The organism is Rhizobium sp. T1470 (genome assembly GCF_042140505.1).
Taxonomy (GTDB): domain Bacteria; phylum Pseudomonadota; class Alphaproteobacteria; order Rhizobiales; family Rhizobiaceae; genus Rhizobium; species Rhizobium favelukesii.
In genome coordinates, this window is record NZ_CP148094.1 from 709,518 (window position 1) to 729,186 (window position 19,669).

General features: G+C 57.7%; 19 protein-coding genes, 4 pseudogenes and 1 other annotated feature. Of the genes and pseudogenes, 12 read left to right on the plus strand and 11 right to left on the minus strand.

Going from position 1 to position 19,669, the window contains the following annotated elements; genetic code table 11:
• Nucleotides 1-209: 209 nt before the first annotated feature.
• The 3 genes from speB (at nt 210) to WGT02_RS37870 (ending at nt 2,227) form a co-directional block, all read left to right on the plus strand.
• Nucleotides 210-1,181 carry an agmatinase gene (speB, locus tag WGT02_RS37860; RefSeq protein ID WP_208245537.1) on the plus strand — a complete coding sequence of 324 codons (972 nt, stop codon included), beginning with the start codon at nt 210-212 and terminating at the stop codon, nt 1,179-1,181.
• Between the two features lie 378 nt (nt 1,182-1,559).
• On the plus strand, nt 1,560-1,937 hold the full coding sequence (locus WGT02_RS37865; RefSeq protein ID WP_208245535.1) for a type II toxin-antitoxin system RelE/ParE family toxin: 378 nt from the start codon (nt 1,560-1,562) through the stop codon (nt 1,935-1,937).
• On the plus strand, nt 1,934-2,227 hold the full coding sequence (locus tag WGT02_RS37870) for an XRE family transcriptional regulator (protein WP_208245533.1): 294 nt from the start codon (nt 1,934-1,936) through the stop codon (nt 2,225-2,227). The genes WGT02_RS37865 and WGT02_RS37870 overlap by 4 nt, the downstream gene beginning before the upstream one ends.
• Before the next feature lie 129 nt (nt 2,228-2,356).
• On the opposite strand, the gene WGT02_RS37875 is transcribed toward WGT02_RS37870, so the two are convergent.
• From WGT02_RS37875 to WGT02_RS37890, 4 genes and pseudogenes are all read right to left on the minus strand, one after another.
• Nucleotides 2,357-2,884, minus strand: a complete 528-nt coding sequence (locus WGT02_RS37875; protein WP_208245531.1) for a flavin reductase family protein — start codon at nt 2,882-2,884, stop codon at nt 2,357-2,359.
• 15 nt (nt 2,885-2,899) lie between these two features.
• Nucleotides 2,900-4,252 (minus strand): LLM class flavin-dependent oxidoreductase, encoded by a 1,353-nt coding sequence (locus WGT02_RS37880; protein ID WP_208245529.1) that lies wholly within the window; start codon nt 4,250-4,252, stop codon nt 2,900-2,902.
• A gap of 372 nt (nt 4,253-4,624) precedes the next feature.
• Nucleotides 4,625-4,840 (minus strand): hypothetical protein, encoded by a 216-nt coding sequence (locus WGT02_RS37885; protein WP_024314201.1) that lies wholly within the window; start codon nt 4,838-4,840, stop codon nt 4,625-4,627.
• A 104-nt stretch (nt 4,841-4,944) separates the two neighbouring features.
• Nucleotides 4,945-5,237, minus strand: a pseudogene (locus WGT02_RS37890) (hypothetical protein); the annotation flags it as partial.
• Nucleotides 5,238-5,432: 195 nt separating this feature from the next.
• Here WGT02_RS37890 and WGT02_RS37895 point away from each other — a divergent pair.
• Nucleotides 5,433-5,777 carry an antibiotic biosynthesis monooxygenase gene (locus WGT02_RS37895; protein WP_208245666.1) on the plus strand — a complete coding sequence of 115 codons (345 nt, stop codon included), beginning with the start codon at nt 5,433-5,435 and terminating at the stop codon, nt 5,775-5,777.
• Between the two features lie 438 nt (nt 5,778-6,215).
• On the opposite strand, the gene WGT02_RS37900 is transcribed toward WGT02_RS37895, so the two are convergent.
• The gene (locus WGT02_RS37900; protein WP_208245664.1) at nt 6,216-6,857 is read right to left on the minus strand and encodes a dihydrofolate reductase family protein; all 642 of its coding nucleotides are present in this window, start codon (nt 6,855-6,857) and stop codon (nt 6,216-6,218) included.
• Between the two features lie 90 nt (nt 6,858-6,947).
• Here WGT02_RS37900 and WGT02_RS37905 point away from each other — a divergent pair.
• Nucleotides 6,948-7,292 (plus strand): annotated as a pseudogene (locus WGT02_RS37905) (winged helix-turn-helix transcriptional regulator); the annotation flags it as partial.
• Nucleotides 7,293-7,395: 103 nt separating this feature from the next.
• On the opposite strand, the gene WGT02_RS37910 reads toward WGT02_RS37905, so the two are convergent.
• The gene (locus WGT02_RS37910) at nt 7,396-8,892 is read right to left on the minus strand and encodes a DDE-type integrase/transposase/recombinase (protein WP_208245018.1); all 1,497 of its coding nucleotides are present in this window, start codon (nt 8,890-8,892) and stop codon (nt 7,396-7,398) included.
• 113 nt (nt 8,893-9,005) lie between these two features.
• Here WGT02_RS37910 and WGT02_RS37915 point away from each other — a divergent pair.
• Nucleotides 9,006-9,188 (plus strand): annotated as a pseudogene (locus tag WGT02_RS37915) (transcriptional regulator); the annotation flags it as partial.
• Between the two features lie 317 nt (nt 9,189-9,505).
• Here WGT02_RS37915 and WGT02_RS37920 read toward each other — a convergent pair.
• Complete coding sequence (locus tag WGT02_RS37920; protein WP_024314198.1) at nt 9,506-9,850, minus strand: helix-turn-helix transcriptional regulator; 345 nt, start codon at nt 9,848-9,850, stop codon at nt 9,506-9,508.
• A gap of 108 nt (nt 9,851-9,958) precedes the next feature.
• Here WGT02_RS37920 and WGT02_RS37925 point away from each other — a divergent pair, with 108 nt between their 5' ends.
• Nucleotides 9,959-10,705, plus strand: a complete 747-nt coding sequence (locus WGT02_RS37925) for a glucose 1-dehydrogenase (protein WP_024314197.1) — start codon at nt 9,959-9,961, stop codon at nt 10,703-10,705.
• 354 nt (nt 10,706-11,059) lie between these two features.
• Here WGT02_RS37925 and WGT02_RS37930 read toward each other — a convergent pair whose 3' ends face one another.
• Nucleotides 11,060-12,520 (minus strand): SulP family inorganic anion transporter, encoded by a 1,461-nt coding sequence (locus WGT02_RS37930; RefSeq protein WP_208245527.1) that lies wholly within the window; start codon nt 12,518-12,520, stop codon nt 11,060-11,062.
• A 72-nt stretch (nt 12,521-12,592) separates the two neighbouring features.
• Nucleotides 12,593-12,648, minus strand: a sequence feature (sul1 is cis-regulatory element that is thought to sense ions involved in sulfur or methionine metabolism; They are found in Alphaproteobacteria).
• 249 nt (nt 12,649-12,897) lie between these two features.
• Between WGT02_RS37930 and WGT02_RS37935 the strand changes: the two genes are divergently transcribed.
• On the plus strand, nt 12,898-13,206 hold the full coding sequence (locus WGT02_RS37935; RefSeq protein ID WP_375679968.1) for a GNAT family N-acetyltransferase: 309 nt from the start codon (nt 12,898-12,900) through the stop codon (nt 13,204-13,206).
• Between the two features lie 86 nt (nt 13,207-13,292).
• On the opposite strand, the gene WGT02_RS37940 is transcribed toward WGT02_RS37935, so the two are convergent.
• Together WGT02_RS37940 and WGT02_RS37945 are read right to left on the minus strand one after the other, a co-directional pair.
• Nucleotides 13,293-14,270, minus strand: a complete 978-nt coding sequence (locus tag WGT02_RS37940; protein ID WP_208245526.1) for a LysR family transcriptional regulator — start codon at nt 14,268-14,270, stop codon at nt 13,293-13,295.
• A gap of 16 nt (nt 14,271-14,286) precedes the next feature.
• A complete protein-coding gene (locus WGT02_RS37945) occupies nt 14,287-15,009 on the minus strand; it encodes a UTRA domain-containing protein (protein ID WP_208245525.1) in 723 nt (240 codons plus the stop codon).
• A gap of 226 nt (nt 15,010-15,235) precedes the next feature.
• Between WGT02_RS37945 and WGT02_RS37950 the strand changes: the two genes are divergently transcribed.
• The 4 genes and pseudogenes from WGT02_RS37950 (at nt 15,236) to WGT02_RS37965 (ending at nt 18,247) form a co-directional block, all read left to right on the plus strand.
• Complete coding sequence (locus WGT02_RS37950; RefSeq protein ID WP_208245524.1) at nt 15,236-16,063, plus strand: transporter substrate-binding domain-containing protein; 828 nt, start codon at nt 15,236-15,238, stop codon at nt 16,061-16,063.
• A 90-nt stretch (nt 16,064-16,153) separates the two neighbouring features.
• Entirely contained in the window at nt 16,154-16,795 is a 642-nt protein-coding gene (locus WGT02_RS37955; RefSeq protein WP_208245523.1) for an amino acid ABC transporter permease, read from the plus strand.
• On the plus strand, nt 16,792-17,460 hold the full coding sequence (locus WGT02_RS37960) for an amino acid ABC transporter permease (protein ID WP_024314191.1): 669 nt from the start codon (nt 16,792-16,794) through the stop codon (nt 17,458-17,460). The genes WGT02_RS37955 and WGT02_RS37960 overlap by 4 nt, the downstream gene beginning before the upstream one ends.
• A pseudogene (locus tag WGT02_RS37965) lies at nt 17,457-18,247 on the plus strand (amino acid ABC transporter ATP-binding protein). The gene WGT02_RS37960 and the pseudogene WGT02_RS37965 overlap by 4 nt, the downstream one beginning before the upstream one ends.
• A 158-nt stretch (nt 18,248-18,405) precedes the next feature.
• Here the strand turns inward: WGT02_RS37965 and WGT02_RS37970 are convergent.
• Complete coding sequence (locus WGT02_RS37970; RefSeq protein WP_024314189.1) at nt 18,406-19,629, minus strand: NAD(P)/FAD-dependent oxidoreductase; 1,224 nt, start codon at nt 19,627-19,629, stop codon at nt 18,406-18,408.
• Nucleotides 19,630-19,669: the final 40 nt, after the last annotated feature.

Here is a 19,669-nt window from a genome sequence, read left to right on the forward strand (position 1 = left end):
TCCATCCAATGGGCAGTGGCGCAGCGCGATCCATTTTCATCCACTGCCGGAAAGTGTGCAGCGTAAGTTACGGGGTTTGGACTGGAGGCTTCCTGGAAGTAAAAACATTCGGCCCGAAGCAGGTTGATCGGGAGTTGCAAAAAGATGTGCTTGCCTGCGAGACATGAGGACCACACATTGCCTAACCATTACAAAGACAGGACAAAACGATGAGTGGCACTTTCTTTCAACCGGTCGATGCTGCTGAAGTGCCACGCTTTGCCGGCCATTCCACCTTTATGCGCCTGCCTGCCGTGCATACCGCAGCCGGGCTTGATATCGCACTGGTCGGCATTCCCTGGGATGGCGGTACAACAAACAGGGCAGGCGCCCGGCACGGGCCGCGGGAGGTTCGCAATCAGTCGAGCCTCATGCGCCGCGTGCACCATGTTTCGGGCACCGAGCCGTTCAGCATCGCCAATGTCGCCGATGTCGGCGATCTCTCCGTCAACCCGATCGATCTTATCGACGGCCTTAGTCGCATCGAAACGGGCATGGATCAGATTGTCGCTGCTGGTGCCATTCCTCTCTCGGTCGGCGGCGACCATCTGACGACTTTGCCTGTGCTGCGTGCCGTGGCAAGGCACCGACCAGTCGGGCTGATCCATTTCGATGCTCATTCCGATACCAACGACCGCTATTTCGGCGACAATCCCTACACGCATGGAACGCCCTTCCGTCGCGCGATCGAAGAGGGACTGCTGGATCCCAAGCGGATCGTCCAGATCGGAATTCGCGGCTCGATTTACGATCCGGGGGAGCACGACTGGGCCAAGCAGCAGGGCGTGCGCATCATCTACATGGAGGAGTTTGTCAGTCGCGGCGCCGAGGACGTGATGCGCGAGGCGCGAAGCATCGCTGGCGACCTGCCGACATACGTTACCTTTGATATCGACAGCATCGATCCCTCCATGGCGCCTGGAACGGGAACGCCGGAGGCGGGCGGCTTCACGACCCGCGAGGCCCAGCAGATGATCAGGCTGCTCGCCGGCGTCCAGATCGTTGGTGCCGACGTCGTTGAAGTCTCGCCACCGTTTGACCTTGCCGGCATGACGGCGCTTGCCGGCGCCACAATGATGTTCGAACTTCTGTGCGTCATCGCCAAACAGGTCGGGGATCGACGCAACGCGGCCAATGCCTGATGCCGAGCGATTGTCCGGAATTATGCAACTGCCAAGACTCCTAGCCGCTGAACTCGTAGGACAGTCACGATCCTATTCTATGGGATGGTTGCATATGGGTTGTTAGCGACCCTCGACTGGCATCCGGTTGGACATGACGTGGGCGGCAGAACGCGGTCTTCGACCGACCGTCACTGTCCGTTACAGCGGAGCGTCCGTCAGCGGCCACGAGGCGCAGGACCGCGTTAGGCTGATGATCCTTTCCGCCGTTGGAGCGGAGATGGAACTTCTCGGTAAAATATGCGATCGGCAACTAGCACTAGAGTCGTCCGCCGACTTGCAATCGTCTATCGCTCAAATATTTGGTTGCCAAAGTGAACCTTATACGGTTCAAGTCAAATGAAGCGCATTGTAGCGAAATTCTTCGTTACGGACGAGGGGGCGGAACCTGTTAAGGAATGGCTTAAATCGCTCGACAAGGCAGATCGCCACACGGTTGGATCTGACATTGGGGCGGTTGAGTTCGGCTGGCCATTCGGAATGCCTATCTGCAGGCCGATCAGGGAGGGCGTCCGCGAAGTAAGGTCTAGCATTAAAGACGGAAGCGTTGAAGCCAGAACTTACTTCGGAATTGATAACGGCATAATGCTCTTGCTTCACGGCGAAGAAGGCAAGGATGGTCAACGGGACGCGATCAAACTGGCAGTCAAGCGCTCGAAAGAGCATCAGGAACGATCAAAACGGCTAAGGAAGATAGACAAGAGGAAAAAGAAATGAGTGACTTACATTCTTCTATCGGCGGTACCCTTGAAGACTTCCTCGATGAGCTTGGCGAAAAAGAGGAAATCTATGGCGAGGCGATCAAGCGGGTTTTGACGTGGCAGATTGAGGAGGCCCGGAAGAAGCAATTGATCACCAAGTCTGACATGGCTACGAGAATGGGCACAAGCCGGACTCAGGTGAAAAGAGTGCTTGATCCTCACAATGTGGCAGTTTCACTCGATACACTCGACCGAGCAGCCCGTTCGGTAGGTAAAAGGCTAAAGGTTGAACTGATCGACGCTTGAACGGTTCGACCAGCTTAACCTTCGGGCTGCGGCCGCAAACGGACGCTGACCTGTGTCGTGCGTAGCGAAGAGCCTACGAGTTCAGAGGCGCAAGGCTGATGGCAGTGCTTGTATTCCGCGATTGTCCTGTCAGGGGCAGATGACTGCCTCTCCGGACAGGCGTCGGTAGCCGCCCCGCCAGTAGAGAAGCGGTTCGACATCCTCGCGCGTCTCGATCGCGCAGACGCGGCCGATGAGGATCGCGTGCGAATGGTGATTGAGGACCGTTTCAAGCTCACAATCGAGGACCGTCAGAGCATCCTTCAGGGCCGCAGTCCCGGTTGAAAGACGATACCATTGCGCGTCTTCGTAACGCTCAGCACCTTGCCGTCCGTCGAACCCTGCAAAGGACTGCGCGACGTGCCGCTGGTTAGCGGTGAGCACATTGACGCAGAAGCGACGATACCGCTCGACCACCGGCCACGAGGACGACCCGCGGTTGAGGCTGACGATGATCGAAGGCGCTTCTGCAGACAGCGAGGAAACCGAGGTCGCAGTAAAGCCTGTCCGCTCGTCGCCTTCGCCAACAGTGATGACGCTCACCGCACCGGCAAGCTGGCGCATCGAAAGCTTGAACGCGGATTGATCGACAATGGATCTGGTTGCTAACTCTTCCATCGACTTGCCCCTTCGTCAGCCTTTGGCTCGTGCCGTCGCGAAGCGATTGACCGGCATTGATAGGCCAAGGTTCTCGCGAAGCGTCTTGCCTTTGTATTCTTCGCGGAAAAGCCCACGACGGCGCAATTCCGGCAGGACGAGCTTTACGAAATCCTCAAGGCTCGACGGCAGCGTCGGGAACATCAAAATGAAGCCATCTGCCGCACGGGTCTCGAACCATTCTTCCATGAAGTCTGCAATCTGGGTCGGCGTGCCGGTAATGCCGTTGCCGGTGTGCTTCTCGGCATAGTGGCGCACGAGCTCACCGACGGTACGCCCTCCCTTGACGAAATCGACCAGTTCGTCGAACAGGGCGCGTGAACCCTTCGGTGTCGGCGGCAACCGATCCATGGGAAAGGGCCTGTCCAGCGGTACACCGCGCAGGTCAGCCTCGAGAAACTCCGAAAGCATCAACCGCCCGACATCCGGATGCATCTTGTCGATGAGATAGTCGACCTTTGCCTTCGCTTCGGCTTCCGTTTCGCCAACGTTCATTACGACGCCGGGCATGATCTTGAGGTCGTCGGGATTGCGCCCGTAGGCTGGCATGCGGCCCTTGACGTTCTCATAGAATGCGCGGTTCCGATCGATGTTTGAGGCAAGGCTGAAAACGATCTCGGCCGTCCGCGCCGCCATGTCCATGCCGGGTTCAGAACCGCCGGCCTGCGCGATGATGGGCCGGCCCTGCGGTGACCGGGCAATGTTGAGCGGTCCGCGCACCTGGAAGTGCTTACCCTTGTGATTGAGCGTGTGATGCTTGGTCTTGTCATAATAGACACCGCTCTCGCGATCGAGAAGCAATGCGTCGTCCTCGAAACTGTCCCACAGGCCGAAGACGACATCCACGAACTCGTTGCCGCGCTCGTAGCGTAGCGCATGCGGGTCGAGGCCTTCGCGATTGAAGTTATAGCCGGTCTCGTCGTGGTCGGAGGTCACGACATTCCAGCAGGCGCGGCCGCCGCTCAAATGGTCGATAGAGGCAAAGAGACGCGCGACATTGTAGGGCTCGTAGTAGCTGGTTGAAACAGTAGCCACGAGGCCGAGATCCTTCGTTGTCACCGACAGGGCTGACAGCAACGACAAGGGCTCGAAGCGATTCATCTTCGTCGGGATACGGGCGAGCGCGTCCGGATCGCCAACGGCTGCGGCCGGTGAATCGGCCATGAACATGAAGTCGAACTTCGCCGCCTCCGAGCGTTTGGCGACGTCGAGAAGATGGCTGAATTCATTGGCGCCGTGAACGTCACTTGCCGGATGCAGCCAGGACGCGGGATGAAAGCCGAACGTGTAGACGAAGGTGCCGAGTTTCATCTTGTCGGTGCGGGCCATCGTATTCTCCCCAGGCGCTTTGAACGACGATTGCCTAAGGTAACGTCACGCGACTTTTCACATCAATATCGCAACACTGATTTCCTTTTTAGTTTTTCTAAAGAGTCATGGTGCTGAGTCCTAAAAACCTTTGGGAGCGGAAATACGCTCAAATCTCGCACTTTCCATGCCAAAGGTGGGGTTGGAGATCAAAACATGGGAGGCAGATTGGATATCTGACCAAGTCGATGTCGCAGGCCTGTGAAGTGTGTACTCCAATCCGAGGCTTGCCCCCTCTGCGAAGTATCACGATGACTTGCGCGGTTCAAAAAACGCAACTGCAACGGCCTGCTTGTCCCTTGAAAGTTCTGGAAGCCTGCGGTCTTGCGGGATCTACCAGTTGCCTGGATCTACAGTGTGATCGATGCTTGCGAACTCATCCGCCCTTGCTTGATCGAGCATCACCTCTGTGGTCCTGTTAGTTTCATCAATTACGTGAAAGCTAAGTGGCGGCGGGCCTACTACGAGCTGCTGGTAAAAGAGCAAAGCGGCTTCTTCGACTGTGTCTGCTTGCAGCTTTGACGTGACGGCTACGGTGAACGTATGCATGCCATCGATCTCCGTTCTTGGTTACGTGCCGGGCCCCCATCAACAGCCCAGAAGCTGTATTAAGATGTCTTAGGGCTCGGAATTGACGTAACAGTAAAACATGCGTGGAGAAAGTGCGTTCCGTCGCCGATCTCGTCGAGTCGCCCATGCGTAACCAAGCCTGGCTGTTTGCGAAAGTTCAATGTAGGAGGGGTCGGAGAAGAGAGGCTTGTACTGCTGCATTCCTGCCTGCAGAGGAGCGTGGTATCGTTATGCGGCGCACGCATTCAATGCGAGTGAAATTAATGCCTTTGGAAAGGCAGAAGCCTTGTTATTGCTGGATCAGGCGTCCCACGATGACATAGGCAACCTCTTTTTTGTTCGTCTGACTTCCTGGAAGATAGCGGCGAGTGGCAATCTGCAACTATTGAGCATGCTTGAGAGCGAGTTGTTTTCAAGATACGCGCTTTGTCATAAACCTGTGATCGAAGCAAATTCCTTGCTGCTGGCGTTCGTGCATTGCATCACGGTTGCGTGGCGTGGCTGCGGTGTAAGGATGGCGTTCCAATCCGGTAATTCCTGTAAAGCTGCCCGTTGCCAACGAGAGGTCGGCATGTCTATCGCTTCCTTGCCTGCACCACCCTACTACGTGGTCTGCTTCTCATCGCAACGAACCGATGTCGAAGACGGTTATGGTGAAATCGGCGTTGCGATGGTGGAACTGGCAAAGCAGCAGCCTGGCTTTCTGGGTTTCGAAAGCGCCCGCCGTGCTGATGGTTTCGGCATAATCAACTCTTATTGGAGGAACGAGGAAAGCATCCGAGCATGGAAAGCCGTTGTCGATCACGTTGAGGCGCAACGCCGGGGCCGGACAGACTGGTACACGCGTTATGAAATCCGCGTCGCCCTTGTTCAGAGAGCCTACGGATTTGAAGCTGATGTTGTCGAAGTGGGATGATTTCCGCCACAGACCGGCCCCGGCCAAACATGACCGATCCTCATGTTCAAACTTTTGTTGCTATTATTCTTGTTGAGCACATCAAACTCGAACCGTCTGCTCCGGGGGAGAACGCAGAGATGATGCTGGAAGACCTTTGCCGCCTGTTGAGAAGCGGGCATGTCTGGCACCAGGCGTCGTCGATACGATGACCCAGCCAATCGTCGTCCGGAGAATAGCCCTAGCTGCTGCCGTTCGGGAATGCTATTCGACGGCCGCCTTCCGCTCTCGGCCCAGAGCCGCCATTCGATTGCCGCAAAAGTCGGTATGGAACCGCCGATTTTTCCTACGCATAGCTGCGCCATGCGAGCAGTCAAGCGTGGTAGGCACGAACATTCGCGAAGCGTTCGTCAATCGGATGGGTCCAGTCCGCGTTGATGACAAAAGAAATGGTGGACCTTATTTCTTCAAAACGATGTGAGTAGCTTTCTCCGTCGCCTCATGGGCGGCGACCCGAAAGCCGAGCGAAGGCAGGTCGATGCCGGCAAACATTGCTTCGCCTCTCCCGAGCACAACTGGCGAAATGGCAAAGTGTATCTCGTCGACCAAGCCAGCCTGAAGATATTGGCGCACCGTGCTGACACCGCCGCCGATCTTGATATCCCTGCCACCGGCGGCGGCCTTGGCCTGCATAAGCGCCTCCTCGACCCCGCCGGAGACAAAATGGAAGGTCGTGCCGCCTTCCATGACTATTGGCGCGCGGGGATAGTGCGTCAGGATGAACGTCGGTGCATGATAGGGCGGATTGTCGCCCCACCAGCCTTTCCAGTTTTCATCGGGCCATTCGCCGCGCATAGGGCCGAACATGTTGCGGCCGAGGATGAAGGCACCAAAACCGGTATTTCCCGACGATGCGTATTTCGCGTCGGCACCTTCCGATTCGCCCTCTTTACCGAACATCGCCTGGAACGTCCGGGTCGGGAAAAACCACTCAAACAATTCCGCACCGCGCTTGCCCAGGGGGTCGTTCAGGCTTTGCTCCAGTCCGGCCCCGAAGCCATCGACCGAGAGAGAGAATGCTGCAACGCGCACTTTCGACATGATTGCCTCCATCTAATTGCAGATTAAAACTGGTTGCATCTTAAACACGACTGGTCCTACATTGCAATTGGCTCATTAAGGGAAGCAAATATGGATATCGAGCGGCGGTCGGGATGCCCGATCAATCTGACGATGGAGGTGTTGGGGGACCGCTGGAGTCTCATCATCATCCGGGACATCATGTTCGGTAATCGCCGGCATTTTCGCGAGTTGCTCAATCGGTCCGACGAAGGGATTGCCTCCAACATACTCGCCGCGCGCCTAAAGCGTCTCGTCTCGCTCGGCTTGGTCACCAAGCTGGACGATCCCACCCACAGCCAGAAGGCGATTTACAGTCTGACAGAACCGGCGATTCAGCTTGTGCCGATGATCGCTGTGATCGGCGCCTGGGGCCGGCGGCATCTGCCTGTCAGCGAAGACTTGAGCATCCGCGCTATAGCGCGACGATCAGGATGAGACGCCGTATTGCCTCGCCTGTGAATGTTCCTGATGCACTTGATCATTGCCTCACAAGATTGCTCCTTTCTGCTGCGAGCGTTCAAGTCGCGGAGAGTTGAGCTGTTTCGGAATTTGCGCCGAAGATCATGGCATGGGCTTTATTTCGACGCCACTCTTTGACGCGCCGTTGCACTGTTCGCAGGAGTCCGTCGGGGTACTCATTCGGATAACGCTCTTGAAGCCGCTCGAGCAACTCGCGGCCTGTCCGCCAAGGTTCCTCCTCAAACCAAGAGCGGAGATCGTCGGTCACGCGGATGAGCGGGTCTGGTCTACGTCGCTCTCGGCGCAGTTTTGGTTTCGCTTTGGCCGTCGGACGGACTTCGCCTTCCGTCCAGGCGTGGCGCAGGTTCTGCAAGAACGTTTCGATATCCGGCGTGGCTGTTGACAGCGAGGCATTGCTGGCAACCTCGACAAGACGCTGCTGCGCTGTTCGAATATCGCGCAATAGTTTCACAGGATCCAACTGATCGCCGATGTGCGATAGCCGATTTCGGACTTCGGTCGGTGTTCTCGGATCTGCCAAGAGCCTCTGATAGGGTGTCGCAGGAGGATGATAGATCTTTTTGACCACCGCGCCATCGCGACGCTTCTCCCGCAGCTTAAAGGATGGCTGAAAGAAGTTTATGAACAAGCGCACCGATCGGTATAGATCGGCCAGGGTCGCAGCGGCCTCGACCCCCTCATAGCGATGATAACCAACAATGCGGCGAACGATCGACCCATTCTTCTGCTCGACGAAAGCCTGATCATTCTTGCGGTAGGGACGGCAACGCGTGAACTCGATATTGGAATCAAGGCAGTAATCCCTGATCGTTTCGTTGATGAACACGCTGTCATTGTCCGTATCGAAGCCGAGCAGCGGAAACGGCATCAGACGCCGCAACTCACTCAACACTTCCGTCAGAAGCTTCTGCTCACGCACAAGCAGAGGCGCACATTCCGTCCAGCCACTGGCAATATCGGTGAGGACTAGCGTTTGGACGAAGCTGCCCCGCGCAACGGGGCCGGAGTGGGAGACAAGATCTGCTTCAACAAACCCAGGCGCGGGATCATCCCAGTCAGAGAATGTCCGGACGGGGACGCTACGCCTTAACGCAGACGAAGCCACCGAATGCCGGCGTCGCCGGCCGCCCGCTGTTTCGCGAATGTCTTTCAGAGCGCGATCAATCGTCGCGGCGCTCATCTGCAATAACAGAGCCCGAACCCGGTCATCCAGGTTGAGGTGTCCGTGCCGCTCCATGGAGATGACCAGCGTCGGGAGCAGCGCCTTTAGCCGCTTTCCACAAACACGGTCGGACGACTCCCACAACACGATAAGCGCTTGGCGGGCGGCTTCGTCATAGATCCGAGGACGTGGTCGAGACGCGACTTGATTATGTGTGCCGCGGAGTAACCGCATCGCATGTTTCCGGTGCATGCCGCTGATCGCAACGAACTGATCGAGAATGCGCGATTTTTCCTCTCGGCTGCCTTGGAGGTAGCGCTTTGCTAAAGCTGCAATCAATTCTTTCTTGGTCGTCACGCTGATGTGCCTCATCTGATTTGCTCCGCACCCACAAATGCTGGGAGCAAATCAGATGAGGCAACGGCCAATAATCAAGGAGCATTTTTGGCGAGGCAATGCGAGTCTCACCTTGTTTGTCGCCGCGCATCCGCGCCGAACTTCTTGAGACTGGCGGATCGGCCCTTTGGGACGACTTCATGAACGATCTTAGAAACATTCACATTGCGGACCCGATCGGCGGAGCAAATGGAAGTGTCACATCGCCTGTCTTGATAGGTCTTACCAACGCCTTTCTCGACGTCCGCGCAAAAATGGAACGCAAAGAGTGAGATTGTTTTGTGCCGACGACAACGGGAATGCTTCGATTTGGTGACAGCGTTCCAAATACCTTGGATTAGGCAAGATCATGTCCGGAAAAACAAAGAAGTACCGGAGCAAGTTCATAGATTTGGCAATGCCTTGGCCACGACATCAACAGCAAACATTCAATGCGTCTCAAGTGGTCTGGCGACAACCGCAATGTCCGGTAATGGCCCCTTTCCGGAATGACCGCTCAACCGCTCTGGGCCCCTTAAGCGGTCGCTATCACGCTCGAAAGATATCGCAAACTCTGGAGAGACAGCTCGCCCAACCCGTCATATAGCTGTCAATCCGCCTTCTCCTCTCCGGGAAGCCATCCGTAAGCACTCAGAATTGCCATAGCGAGACCTGGAAAGCGTTCATCCAATTCCGAGCAGCGCGAATGGTTATGCATTTCGACGCCCTGACGCTCGCAGCGGATAAGGCCGGCCTCGCGCAGCACTTTGATGTGGTTCGATAGCGATGACTTGGGGATCACGCGCTCGCGCATGTTGGCAAACGCAGCGCACGTCCCGCCGGAGCCGCTGCCCGCAATTTGCGCGAATATCGCCGCGCGCTCCGGATCGGAGAGGGCATGCAAGATCGCCTCAGGCCGTACGTCCTCTATTGCTGGATGAAAGAGCGGTCTCATGACTTTTTGTATATGGGGGCTTGAAACCAAGATCAACAGTTCCGAATTTCCGAACTATGGAACAATGCCGCCAATTCCGACGGCACTCCGAGTTGAAAGGAATGCGCCATGGGTAAGCTCGCTGGAAAAGTCGCCGTCGTGACGGGGGGCTCCAAAGGGATCGGTGCCGCGATTGCCAAGGCACTCGCAGCGGAAGGTGCACAGGTGGTGGTGAACTACGCTTCGAGCAAGGCGGGAGCGGACGCGGTGGTCCAGACGATCACGGCGGCTGGTGGCAAAGCCATCGCGGTCCAGGGCGACGTTTCGAAGGCCGAACAGGCGCATGGACTGGTGGACGCTGCAGTGAAGGAATTCGGCCAGCTCGACGTGCTGGTCAACAACTCGGGGGTATACGAATTCGCGCCGATCGAGCAGGTGACCGAGGAACAGTATCGTCGCATGTTCGACGTGAACGTTCTGGGCGTTCTGCTGAGCACCCAAGCAGCGCTCAAGCATCTCGGCGAGGGTGGCAGCGTCATCAACATCTCGTCGGCGGCGACCAGTCTCGCTCCGCCAGCCTCCAGCGTCTACACCGGGACCAAGGGCGCATTGGACAGCATCACCAGCGTGCTTGCCAATGAGCTAGGCCCGCGCAAAATTCGGGTCAACGCGATCCTCCCGGGCATCGTCGAAACCGAGGGTACCCACACCGCGGGGTTCATCGGCTCGGACTTCGAGCGCAGCGCAGTGACCCAGACTCCGCTCGGCCGTATCGGCCAGCCGGACGACATCGCTGGGGTCGCTGTCTTCCTCGCTTCCGACGATGCCCGTTGGCTGACCGGCGAGCGATTAGTGGCCAGCGGCGGTTTTCGCTAATGATCAGTTGATGTTGTGCGTGCTCCTTCACGGGGGCACGCACCGCCTCGCAGCTGAAACGCGATGGCTTCGACGCGGGCTCGCTGCGCTCTCTGCAGCTAATGGTTCCCGATAGCCCCTCCTTTGAGGATAGATGGCAACGGTCTTTGGTAAATGGGAATGGCACCATGTCCGCATTTGGCGGCTTGCAGCCATTGCAACTGGCCGAATTCAAAAATTCCGGAAGTCCGTGTCAAAATTCCGAAATTTCGCATCCGGCTACAGCCGCTTTCAGGCCGCAAAGCGTCGGATAAAGCGAGACAGCCGCAGAGGCACATTCGTTTCTACGGCACTTTCCAACATTCAGCCTTTTAGTCAAACCTCTTTGAGTTTGGTTGAGCCATCAAGACGTCCGATCAATGTTGCGCTTGCCTCGTTCAGGCCGCTGACTTGGGTCACGATTCCATGCGCTTTAAAGCGTTCAACGACTTTATCGAGCGCTGCCGCGGCGGTAATGTCCCAGAAGTGCGCTTGGGATACGTCGATATGAACCAACTTCCCTATCGCTTCCTCAATATCAAACGCATCAACGAAGACATCAGCCGACGCGAAAAACACCTGACCTGCTACTTTGTAGGTTAGGCGGTCTACACCAACGGCCGTCTCTATCCGCAAGAGGCGGGCCACCTTAAAGGTGAAAAATACACCGCTCAGGAGTACGCCTACGGTCACGCCCAGCGCAAGATTCGAGCTGGAAACCGTGACAATAACGGTCACTGCCATGACAGCGCTCGACATCTTGGGATGAACAACAAGCGTCTTCAATGACGACCAGTCAAACGTGTCGATGGACACCATGACCATAATCGCCACCAGTGCTGCGACAGGAACTTGCGAAACCCAGGGCTTGAGCAGGACCATTAGGACAAGCAGAAAAGCACCTGCGAATAGCGTTGAAAGTCGACCGCGTCCGCCGTACTTCACGTTGCTGACAGTCTGGCCGATCATCCCGCAGCCCGCGATTCCGCCGAAGAGGCTTGCCGCCGTATTAGCGATGCCGAGGCCAATACATTCCCTGTTCTTTGAACTCGGAGTGCCCGTAAGATCGTCTACGACACTCGCCGTCATCATGGATTCCATCAGGCCAACCATGGCTATGGCGAGCGCCGGTCCGGCGATGATCGTTAGGGTTTCCAGCGTTATGGGAACGGAGGGCCAGCTAAAGATTGGCAGGGAGTCAGGCAGCCTACCGAGATCGGCAATTGTCATGACCGGGAGTTGCAGAGATATTGATGCTGCGGTCAGAACGAGAATACAGATCAAGGGACTTGGGATAGCCGTCGTGATCCTCGGAACCAGGTAGATGACCGCAAGTCCACCGGCGAGCATGCCGTACGCCAACCAGTCTCTCCCAATGATGTGTGGAAGCTGGGCTGCAAAGATGAGGATCGCGAGCGCATTGACGAAGCCTGTGCGGACAGACTTCGAAACGAACCGCATCAATACGCCGAGACGAAGAAGTCCGAAGGCGATCTGGAACATGCCCGCGAGTAGTCCAGCGGCAAAGAGGTAAGGTAGTTCATGGGTGTGAACCAGCGGTGCTGCCACAAGTGCTACTGATCCCGCAGCGGCAGAAATCATGGCGGGACGGCCGCCCGTGAAGGCAATGACGATCCCGATCACGAAAGACGCGAAAAGTCCGATCTGAGGATCGACGCCCGCGACGAATGAGAATGCTATAACCTCGGGGATAAGAGCGAAAGTGGCGACGGCTCCAGCGAGCATTTCGCGCATAGGATTGGCGGACCAATCCCGACGAATGGATGAAAATTGCATGTTATAAGTTCTCGCAAAGCATGGCGAACGCGCTCTGATTGAGCGGTCGATTAAAATGGCATGCTGGTTTTGCGTGGTCTGGCGGATCGGCGGCCAGAAGAGCCACCCGGAGTTTCACCGGGTCCGTGGTGAGTGATTTCTTACTATCGTCTTTATTTCGCGACGCAACAAAAAAACTTCCTATGGCCGCTATTGGGGCGATGCGGCCACTGCCGCTCAAATGCAGATTGGCCAGAATGAGACATGGAGCGAACTGAAATCCAGATACGTCCTGCGGAGACTGGCGATTTAGCCACCATCGAAAAGATCGTCGTCTTATCCTGGCGGCGTACCTTTGATCGGCTGATATCCTCCGATTTCCTCAGCTCGATGCTCGGATGCTCTCAACTCCTGGCGCGGTCTACCGTGTCGCCACGACGGAAGATGGCGGCGTGATCGGATGTGCGTCGGGCGGGCCAAGCCGCTCGGGCTACTTCGCTGAAAACAAGCTATATGCCATCTACCTGATGCCCGGTTTTGAACGTCGGGGCATAGGACGAAGGTTGTTCGGGAGCGTAGTGCGTGCGCTTATTGCATCGGGGCGCAAGCAGATCTGCCTACAATCGTCGATAACGGCGGTTCCGAGCCGCAGTAAACGCTCATGGGTGCATTGCCGCTGCCGGCCTAATGGGCACCGCCAGGGCTAGAACTCCATCATCCTTGTCTCTCGACCTTTGTTGGATTGAAGCATCATCCACTTCCCGCGGGGCGGGGGTTCGCCGGTGGCTCCCCATCATGAAATATCGCTTGAAGACGGGTTTATTTTTGGCTCGGACAAAATGGACGGCGCGGAGATCTGCGCCTGCCGTCGGGAGATGGCAATAACCCAGTTGCGAAACTCCGGGCCATAAGGCTTTTGTAGCGCGGAGCGGTCCCAGGCGAGGAAATAGCTCTCGCGCAACGGCATTCTGATATCGACCGGAATGACTAGTGTCTGCGCTTCCAGTTCGTCGGCAATCATCGACATCTGCGCAAGCACGATGCCACGCTTGTTGACGGCAGCGTCGATGGCGCTGCTCGATAAGGTGAATGACAAGCCGGAAGGCGGCCCCTTGAATCCGGTACCGATCTTCGCGGCGAATTCCGTCCAGCTGGGGTAGGGCGTGAAGTGTCGCTCCCATTCGACATGCAGCAGCGGGTAGGACAGCAACTCGACGGCCGAAAGGCTGCGGCCGTCGATCAGCGCGGGGGAGCAGGCAGGCACGACCCAATCGCGAAACAGCTCTGCATAGTGGTCGTGCTGCAAGACGTCGGATCCGTAGCTGACGCGGAAATCGACCTCGTCGAAGCCCATTCGCGGCTCCTTGTCGCGGCCGGTGATCCTTACATGTGCATCGGGATGCAGCGCTTGCCAGTCAAAGATGCGCCTGCCGATCCATTTGTTGACGACGGAGGACAATGCGCTCAAGACGAGCGCATTCTCGTTGCGTGCGCGCTCCAACACCTGCTCGGCCAGCGCAAATTGTTCAAAGCCCTTCGATATCTCGCGGTGGTAGAGCCGTCCCCATTGCGTCAATTCGACGGTTCGGCCACTGCGTTCCAAAAGGGTCACACCAAGAAAGCTTTCGATTTTGCGGATCTGCTGGCTGATCGCGCCAGGAGAGACGTTCAGCTCCGCGGCAGCAGCCGTCACGCTGCCGCAGCGCCCGACGGCTTCGAACGCCTGTAGGCCTTTGAGAGGAATTCCCCGGAATATCTGCTCGTCGCTCACCGCGCTCCCTTTATGGTTACCGGCGTGACGCCCGCTTCTCGGCAGGATGAAAGACGCCCGCAAATTGGAAGCGGTCGCCAGGATGCGTGATCTCGACATAGGTCACCATGCGGTCATTCTGCCAAGTCTGTCGAATGAGACTGAGGCAGGGCTCACCACGCTCGATTTGCAGAATGCGTGCAGTCGTAGCGTCGGCCGAGACTGCCCGTATCACATGCTTGGCCCTGGACCAGGGCACTTGCGACAGAAGCCACTTCGCCGGTGGCACGGTCGCGAAGCTCTCGTTCCTCGCAAGCGGCACCGTATCCAGCAGAATGATCCGCCGCTCGATTGCCGTGGGCTTCCCGTCGACGATATGCAGACACTGAATCCGTAAAATTTCGGCACCCGTCGTGCCATGCAGCTGGGCGGCCTCAACTGGGCCCAGGGTCTCGACTTTTCGCGTCAGGATCTCATACCGATGCTCATAGCCCGCCAAAGTTGCCTCGGTGCCGATATCCTGGATATCCATGACCGTGCGGTCGATCTGCGGCGAGGCGACAAATGACCCGGTTTTCCGCTTTCGTACGACGAGACCCCGCTCGACGAGCGCGGTTAACGCCTTGCTGACAGTCATGCGCGAACAGCCATAGTCGTTGACCAGATCGTGCTCTTTCGGAATGCGAGCGCCCGGGCGCCAGTCGCCGCTCAGGATCTTGGTCTCGATATCCTTGAATATCCTGAGATAAATTGGCTCCAATACGCGACCTCATCACCCTGCAGGCGAAACGATGCAAACGCGAAATTCGCGCCCCCAAGCAGCCGTTCGGCATAAAAATTGCGTTCGCTGACTTTGACGTTGACACCTTAGGCTAGCCTATATCTATTTGTATAGTCAAAAGCGGAGCAGAGAAGTCCGCACACGGGACTGAAATCGGGAACTCGAACCCACCCTGGCGGGTGTGGAAACTGGAGAGATGACAATCATGATCGCACGTTCATTGCTTAAGGGCCTCGTCGGCGCCGCGTTTCTGGTGGGGGCGACACTGTCTGCGCATGCCGCAGATACGCTCGCCGCCGTCAAGGCCGCCGGCACCCTCAAGGTCGGCACGGAAACCGCCTTTGCGCCCTTTGATTTTATCGATGCCGGCGAGCATGCTGGTCTAAACGTTGATCTTTTTGCCGAAATCGGCAAGGAGCTCGGTGTTAAGATCGAGTGGGTGGCGCTTCCTTGGGATGGCGTCTTCCCGGCACTCGAAGCCGGCAAGTTCGATGTCGTCGCCGGCCCCGCCACCATCACCAAGAAGCGCATGGAGCGTTACCGTTTCACGCCACCGATTGCTGAAGCGACGATCGCGATCCTCAAGAAGGCGGGCGACACGACCATCAGCAAGCCGGACGATATCGCCGGCAAGACGATCGGCGTCGGCAAGGCCACCTCGCAGCTCGACCAGCTGAAGGAATTCTCGGCAACGCTGCCTTCGAAGGTCGATATCCGCGAATACCCGGCCTTCACTGAATCCTATGCCGACCTCGCTGCTGGCCGCATTGCCGGTGTTGCCAACTCGCTCCCGAATATCGCCTTCGTTGCAAAGCAGCGCGAGGGAACGTTTGAAGTCGTGCTGCCGCCGTTCGGCAAGAAGTCCTATTTCGGCTTCATTGGCCTGAAAGACACCGATCATGCGCCGCTGATGAATGCGATCGATGCAGCGCTGCTGAAGATCAAGGCTGACGGCCGCATGGCCGAGTTGCAGAAGAAGTGGTTCGGCGCGACCTTCGAGACGCCTGATGCCGTCAAGGATCCCGCATTCTAATAACAAGCCGATCGCCGATTGCGCCCCGCCCAGGGGCGCAATCGAAGACGCCATCGGTCTCCATGACAGCCAAGCGGGCAAAAGCGGGACATGTCGATCAAACTCTTTGAATTGCTACTTTACGCATCGATCTACACGGTGGCGATCAGCGTCGTCTCGATTTTGATCGGTTTTGCGATCGCGATCCTTCTTTCGGGCATGCTGCTGTCGAAGCAGGGGCTCTTCGTTGTTCCTGCGCAAATTTTCATCAGTTTCTTCCGCGGCGTGCCTCTGCTTGTGCAGTTGCTTTTGATTTACAACATGTTGCCTGCGATCGGGTTGAACGTGCCGAGCATCGTTGCCGCAATCGTCGGCCTTTCGCTTTGCACGGCGGCTTACCAGGCAGAGAACATGCGCGGTGGTTTTGCCAGCGTCCCGACCGGTCTCGTGGAATCGGCCGAGATGGTGGGCCTGACGCCGGGCCAGATCTTCCGCCGCATCAAGGCGCCGATCGCGCTGAGGCTGACTTTCCCGGCACTGGTCAATGAGGCCATCCTCATCCTCAAGGCGTCGTCGCTGGTGTCCGTCGTTGGCGTCATCGAATTGACCCGCATGGCGCAGGACCTCGCAGGCAGCACCTTCCTGCCGCTGCAGATATTTGCTGCTGCAGGCCTCATCTATCTCGTCATCAACTGGATCGTGGCGCTTGCCGGTAATCTCATAGAGCGCTCTCTTCCGGGAGTGCCGCGATGACTTTCGATATCAACATCATACTTGACCAGCTGCCGGCAATCATAAGCGGCGCCGGTGTCACGGTTCTGATCTGGATCGTCGGGACGATCGTCGCCGCCATCCTCGGATTTTTCGTCGCTGTCGGCCGGCGGTTCGGCGGCGTCCTGCTCGACAAGGCGCTTGGTCTGATCGTCGCCGTGCTGCGCGGCACGCCGTTTCTCATCCAGATATTCTTGGTCTACTACGGCGGTCCGTTCATCGGCCTGTCACTCGATCCGCTGCCTGCGGGCCTGATCGGCATTTCGATCTATGGTGCAGCCTACTATAGCGAAATCTTTCGGTCCGGCTTCATGGCCGTTCCAAAGGGTCACATCGAGGCAGGTGAGTGCGTGGGCCTGACGCAGGGACAGATCATTCGGCGCATCCTGTTGCCCGAGATGACCATGCTGGTGCTGCCGCCATCGCTCAACATGGCGGTTCTCCTGATGAAGGAGACCGCCGTCCTTTCGATCATCACCGTTCCGGAGCTGACGGCAACACTGAGCGCCATTGGCGCCCAGCAATACGCCTTCGTTGAAGCCCTCTCCGTGCTGGCGCTCTTCTATTGGGTGCTTGTGGAAATCACGGGGCGGCTTGGCCATCTCGTAGAAACGAAACTTACCAGATTCAGGTTTTTTAACGCATGAGCCTCCCCGCGATCGCAGTCAAAAATCTCGTCAAGAAGTTTGGGGACACGACGGTGCTCCAAAACATCGATCTCGAGATACCGCAGGGGCAGGTCTCCTGCCTGATCGGCCCGTCAGGCTCGGGCAAGAGCACGCTTCTTCGTTGCATGGCGTTTCTTGAGGAAGCAACCTCCGGAACGATCACGTCAACGGCGAGGTCTTGGGTTTCACCGAAAATGCACAGGGCGTGCGGGAGCGCATTGCGCCTGCGGCCAACCGTGCGATCCGTGCGCAGATCGGTATGGTGTTTCAGCAATTCAACCTCTGGCCGCACATGACGGCGCTCGGAAATGTCAGCGAGGCGCTGAAGACCGTTCACAAGATGAGCCGCAAGGATGCCGAAGAACGGGCAATGTCTCAGCTCGTAAAAGTCGGCCTGGAAGGCCGGGCAGGGCACTATCCGTCGCAGCTTTCCGGCGGGCAGCAACAGCGCGTGGCGATCGCCCGTGCGCTTGCCCTCAAGCCAAAGATCATGCTCTTTGACGAACCGACCTCCTCTCTCGATCCGGAGCTGACGGGCGAGGTGCTGAACGTCATGCGCGATCTCGCGGCCGAAGGCATGACGATGGTCGTCGTGTCGCACGAAATCGGCTTTGCGGCCACGGTCGGGCAGCAGATCGCGTTCCTTGACCACGGGAAGATCGTCTTCACCGGCCCTCCGAAAGAGGTGTTTAGAAAGCCGAGAAATGCGCGGCTAGAACAGTTCCTCGACACCTACCTCGATCGCGGAGCATCGATGTTGCTCTGAGGAGCGGCTAGAAAAGCCCGGGTGCTCGCTCGGCGATGTTGTCGAGGAGTACTCGAAGCGTTTGAGGAAGACCGGCCGAGAACTGCCGCAAGCCTTTACGGACCGGTGTCGGCAACTCTGCTTGGCGAACGACGATCGGCTGTCGGGCAAATCGGATTTCAAGCTAACGGCTCTGCCACCTGTTCGGCGGCACGTATCCCGCTTTGCCAGGCGCCATGTGCGGTAGAGAAGTCCGAAGGATGCGTCGCCTCTCCCGCGAAGAACAATCTATCGTCAATGGGGCTGGCCAGGATCTTGCGGGCGCCGGCGTATCCTGGCAGCGCATGGCTGTAGGAACCGCGTATCCAGTCGGTGTGGCACCAGGACGAGGCCGTCAGCGGCCGCAGGTGGCGGCAAATGTTGCTGCCCAATAGGGATGACAATTCATCCATGGCAAAGGCGAACGCATCCAAGAGCCCGCTGCGCGCAATGGCGACAGCGCCAGTTCCCCCGAAGAACGCCTCAATCACGGGTCGGCCGAGCGGTCGAATATAATAACTACCGGTATCGCTACTGCGGGGATTTCCGAGGAGGTGCGTTTCGGGCTCAAGCCCATGGTTGCCATGCAGTTCGAAGAATAGCTTGTCAGCCAGGCCGAGCGGTAAGTTGCTTGCGGCATGCAGGTGATCGTCGGCATCCGCGTCGAACGCGATCGCCCCGCTTGCTAGCACAGCGGTCGATACGGTGATCACAGCCGTGCGAGTGGTGATAGGGCCGCGGTCGGTATCCAGCCGGACGCCTCGATCAGTCAGGGCGATGCGGCGCACAGGAGACGACAGCCGCAGCGTCACGTCCGGAACGCTCGCCGCGATTAGATGGCCATAGCCTTCGCGCACCCGCCAGTTGCTGTCGGTCGCCGCATCGTCATAAGCCAGGAAGTCGGCAATCGACAGGCGCTCGAGGGGGGCGCCGTTCATATATCCGCTCAGCGACTGGAAATAGGCATTCCATTCGCCGTTAGGCTCGAGCGCGTCAGCGGCACGGTCGCTTATCGGCGGATCGCTTCGCATGCGACTTTCAAGTGCATTCCATGCAGTCGCCGCGGCCGCCTGATCGTCCGGCGTGAAGCCGAGATCATGCCATTGCTTTTGCCATGCTGTGGGTCCGCGTACGATCGTGAACCCGGCTGTGCGACCGAGGGCAATGAGCGGATTGCGCTCGGCCGAATGCAGCCAGCCACAACCCATATCCAGCGGGATTCCACCCAGTTCGATCGTCCAGGCGCGGCCTCCGACGCGGCCGCTGGCTTCCAGCATAATCACCGAACGGCCGGCCGCCGCCAGTGCGCGTGCCGTAGCAATCCCAGCCGCGCCGGCGCCGACAATCGCAACCCCGTAATCCACAGTCGCCGCTCCGTTGTGAGGGCTCCATCGCTATCACGGC

Coding starts and splice junctions, on each gene's coding strand:
- WGT02_RS37920 (WP_024314198.1), bottom strand. CDS start 9,850: ATGAGACCGCTCTTTCATCCAGCAATAGAGGACGTACGGCCTGAGGCG.
- WGT02_RS37955 (WP_208245523.1), top strand. CDS start 16,154: ATGTCGATCAAACTCTTTGAATTGCTACTTTACGCATCGATCTACACG.
- WGT02_RS37870 (WP_208245533.1), top strand. CDS start 1,934: ATGAGTGACTTACATTCTTCTATCGGCGGTACCCTTGAAGACTTCCTC.
- WGT02_RS37960 (WP_024314191.1), top strand. CDS start 16,792: ATGACTTTCGATATCAACATCATACTTGACCAGCTGCCGGCAATCATA.
- WGT02_RS37930 (WP_208245527.1), bottom strand. CDS start 12,520: ATGCAATTTTCATCCATTCGTCGGGATTGGTCCGCCAATCCTATGCGC.
- WGT02_RS37900 (WP_208245664.1), bottom strand. CDS start 6,857: ATGTCGAAAGTGCGCGTTGCAGCATTCTCTCTCTCGGTCGATGGCTTC.
- WGT02_RS37950 (WP_208245524.1), top strand. CDS start 15,236: ATGATCGCACGTTCATTGCTTAAGGGCCTCGTCGGCGCCGCGTTTCTG.
- WGT02_RS37895 (WP_208245666.1), top strand. CDS start 5,433: ATGTCTATCGCTTCCTTGCCTGCACCACCCTACTACGTGGTCTGCTTC.
- WGT02_RS37880 (WP_208245529.1), bottom strand. CDS start 4,252: ATGGCCCGCACCGACAAGATGAAACTCGGCACCTTCGTCTACACGTTC.
- WGT02_RS37925 (WP_024314197.1), top strand. CDS start 9,959: ATGGGTAAGCTCGCTGGAAAAGTCGCCGTCGTGACGGGGGGCTCCAAA.
- WGT02_RS37910 (WP_208245018.1), bottom strand. CDS start 8,892: ATGAGGCACATCAGCGTGACGACCAAGAAAGAATTGATTGCAGCTTTA.
- WGT02_RS37885 (WP_024314201.1), bottom strand. CDS start 4,840: ATGCATACGTTCACCGTAGCCGTCACGTCAAAGCTGCAAGCAGACACA.
- WGT02_RS37875 (WP_208245531.1), bottom strand. CDS start 2,884: ATGGAAGAGTTAGCAACCAGATCCATTGTCGATCAATCCGCGTTCAAG.
- WGT02_RS37865 (WP_208245535.1), top strand. CDS start 1,560: ATGAAGCGCATTGTAGCGAAATTCTTCGTTACGGACGAGGGGGCGGAA.
- speB (WP_208245537.1), top strand. CDS start 210: ATGAGTGGCACTTTCTTTCAACCGGTCGATGCTGCTGAAGTGCCACGC.
- WGT02_RS37935 (WP_375679968.1), top strand. CDS start 12,898: ATGCTCTCAACTCCTGGCGCGGTCTACCGTGTCGCCACGACGGAAGAT.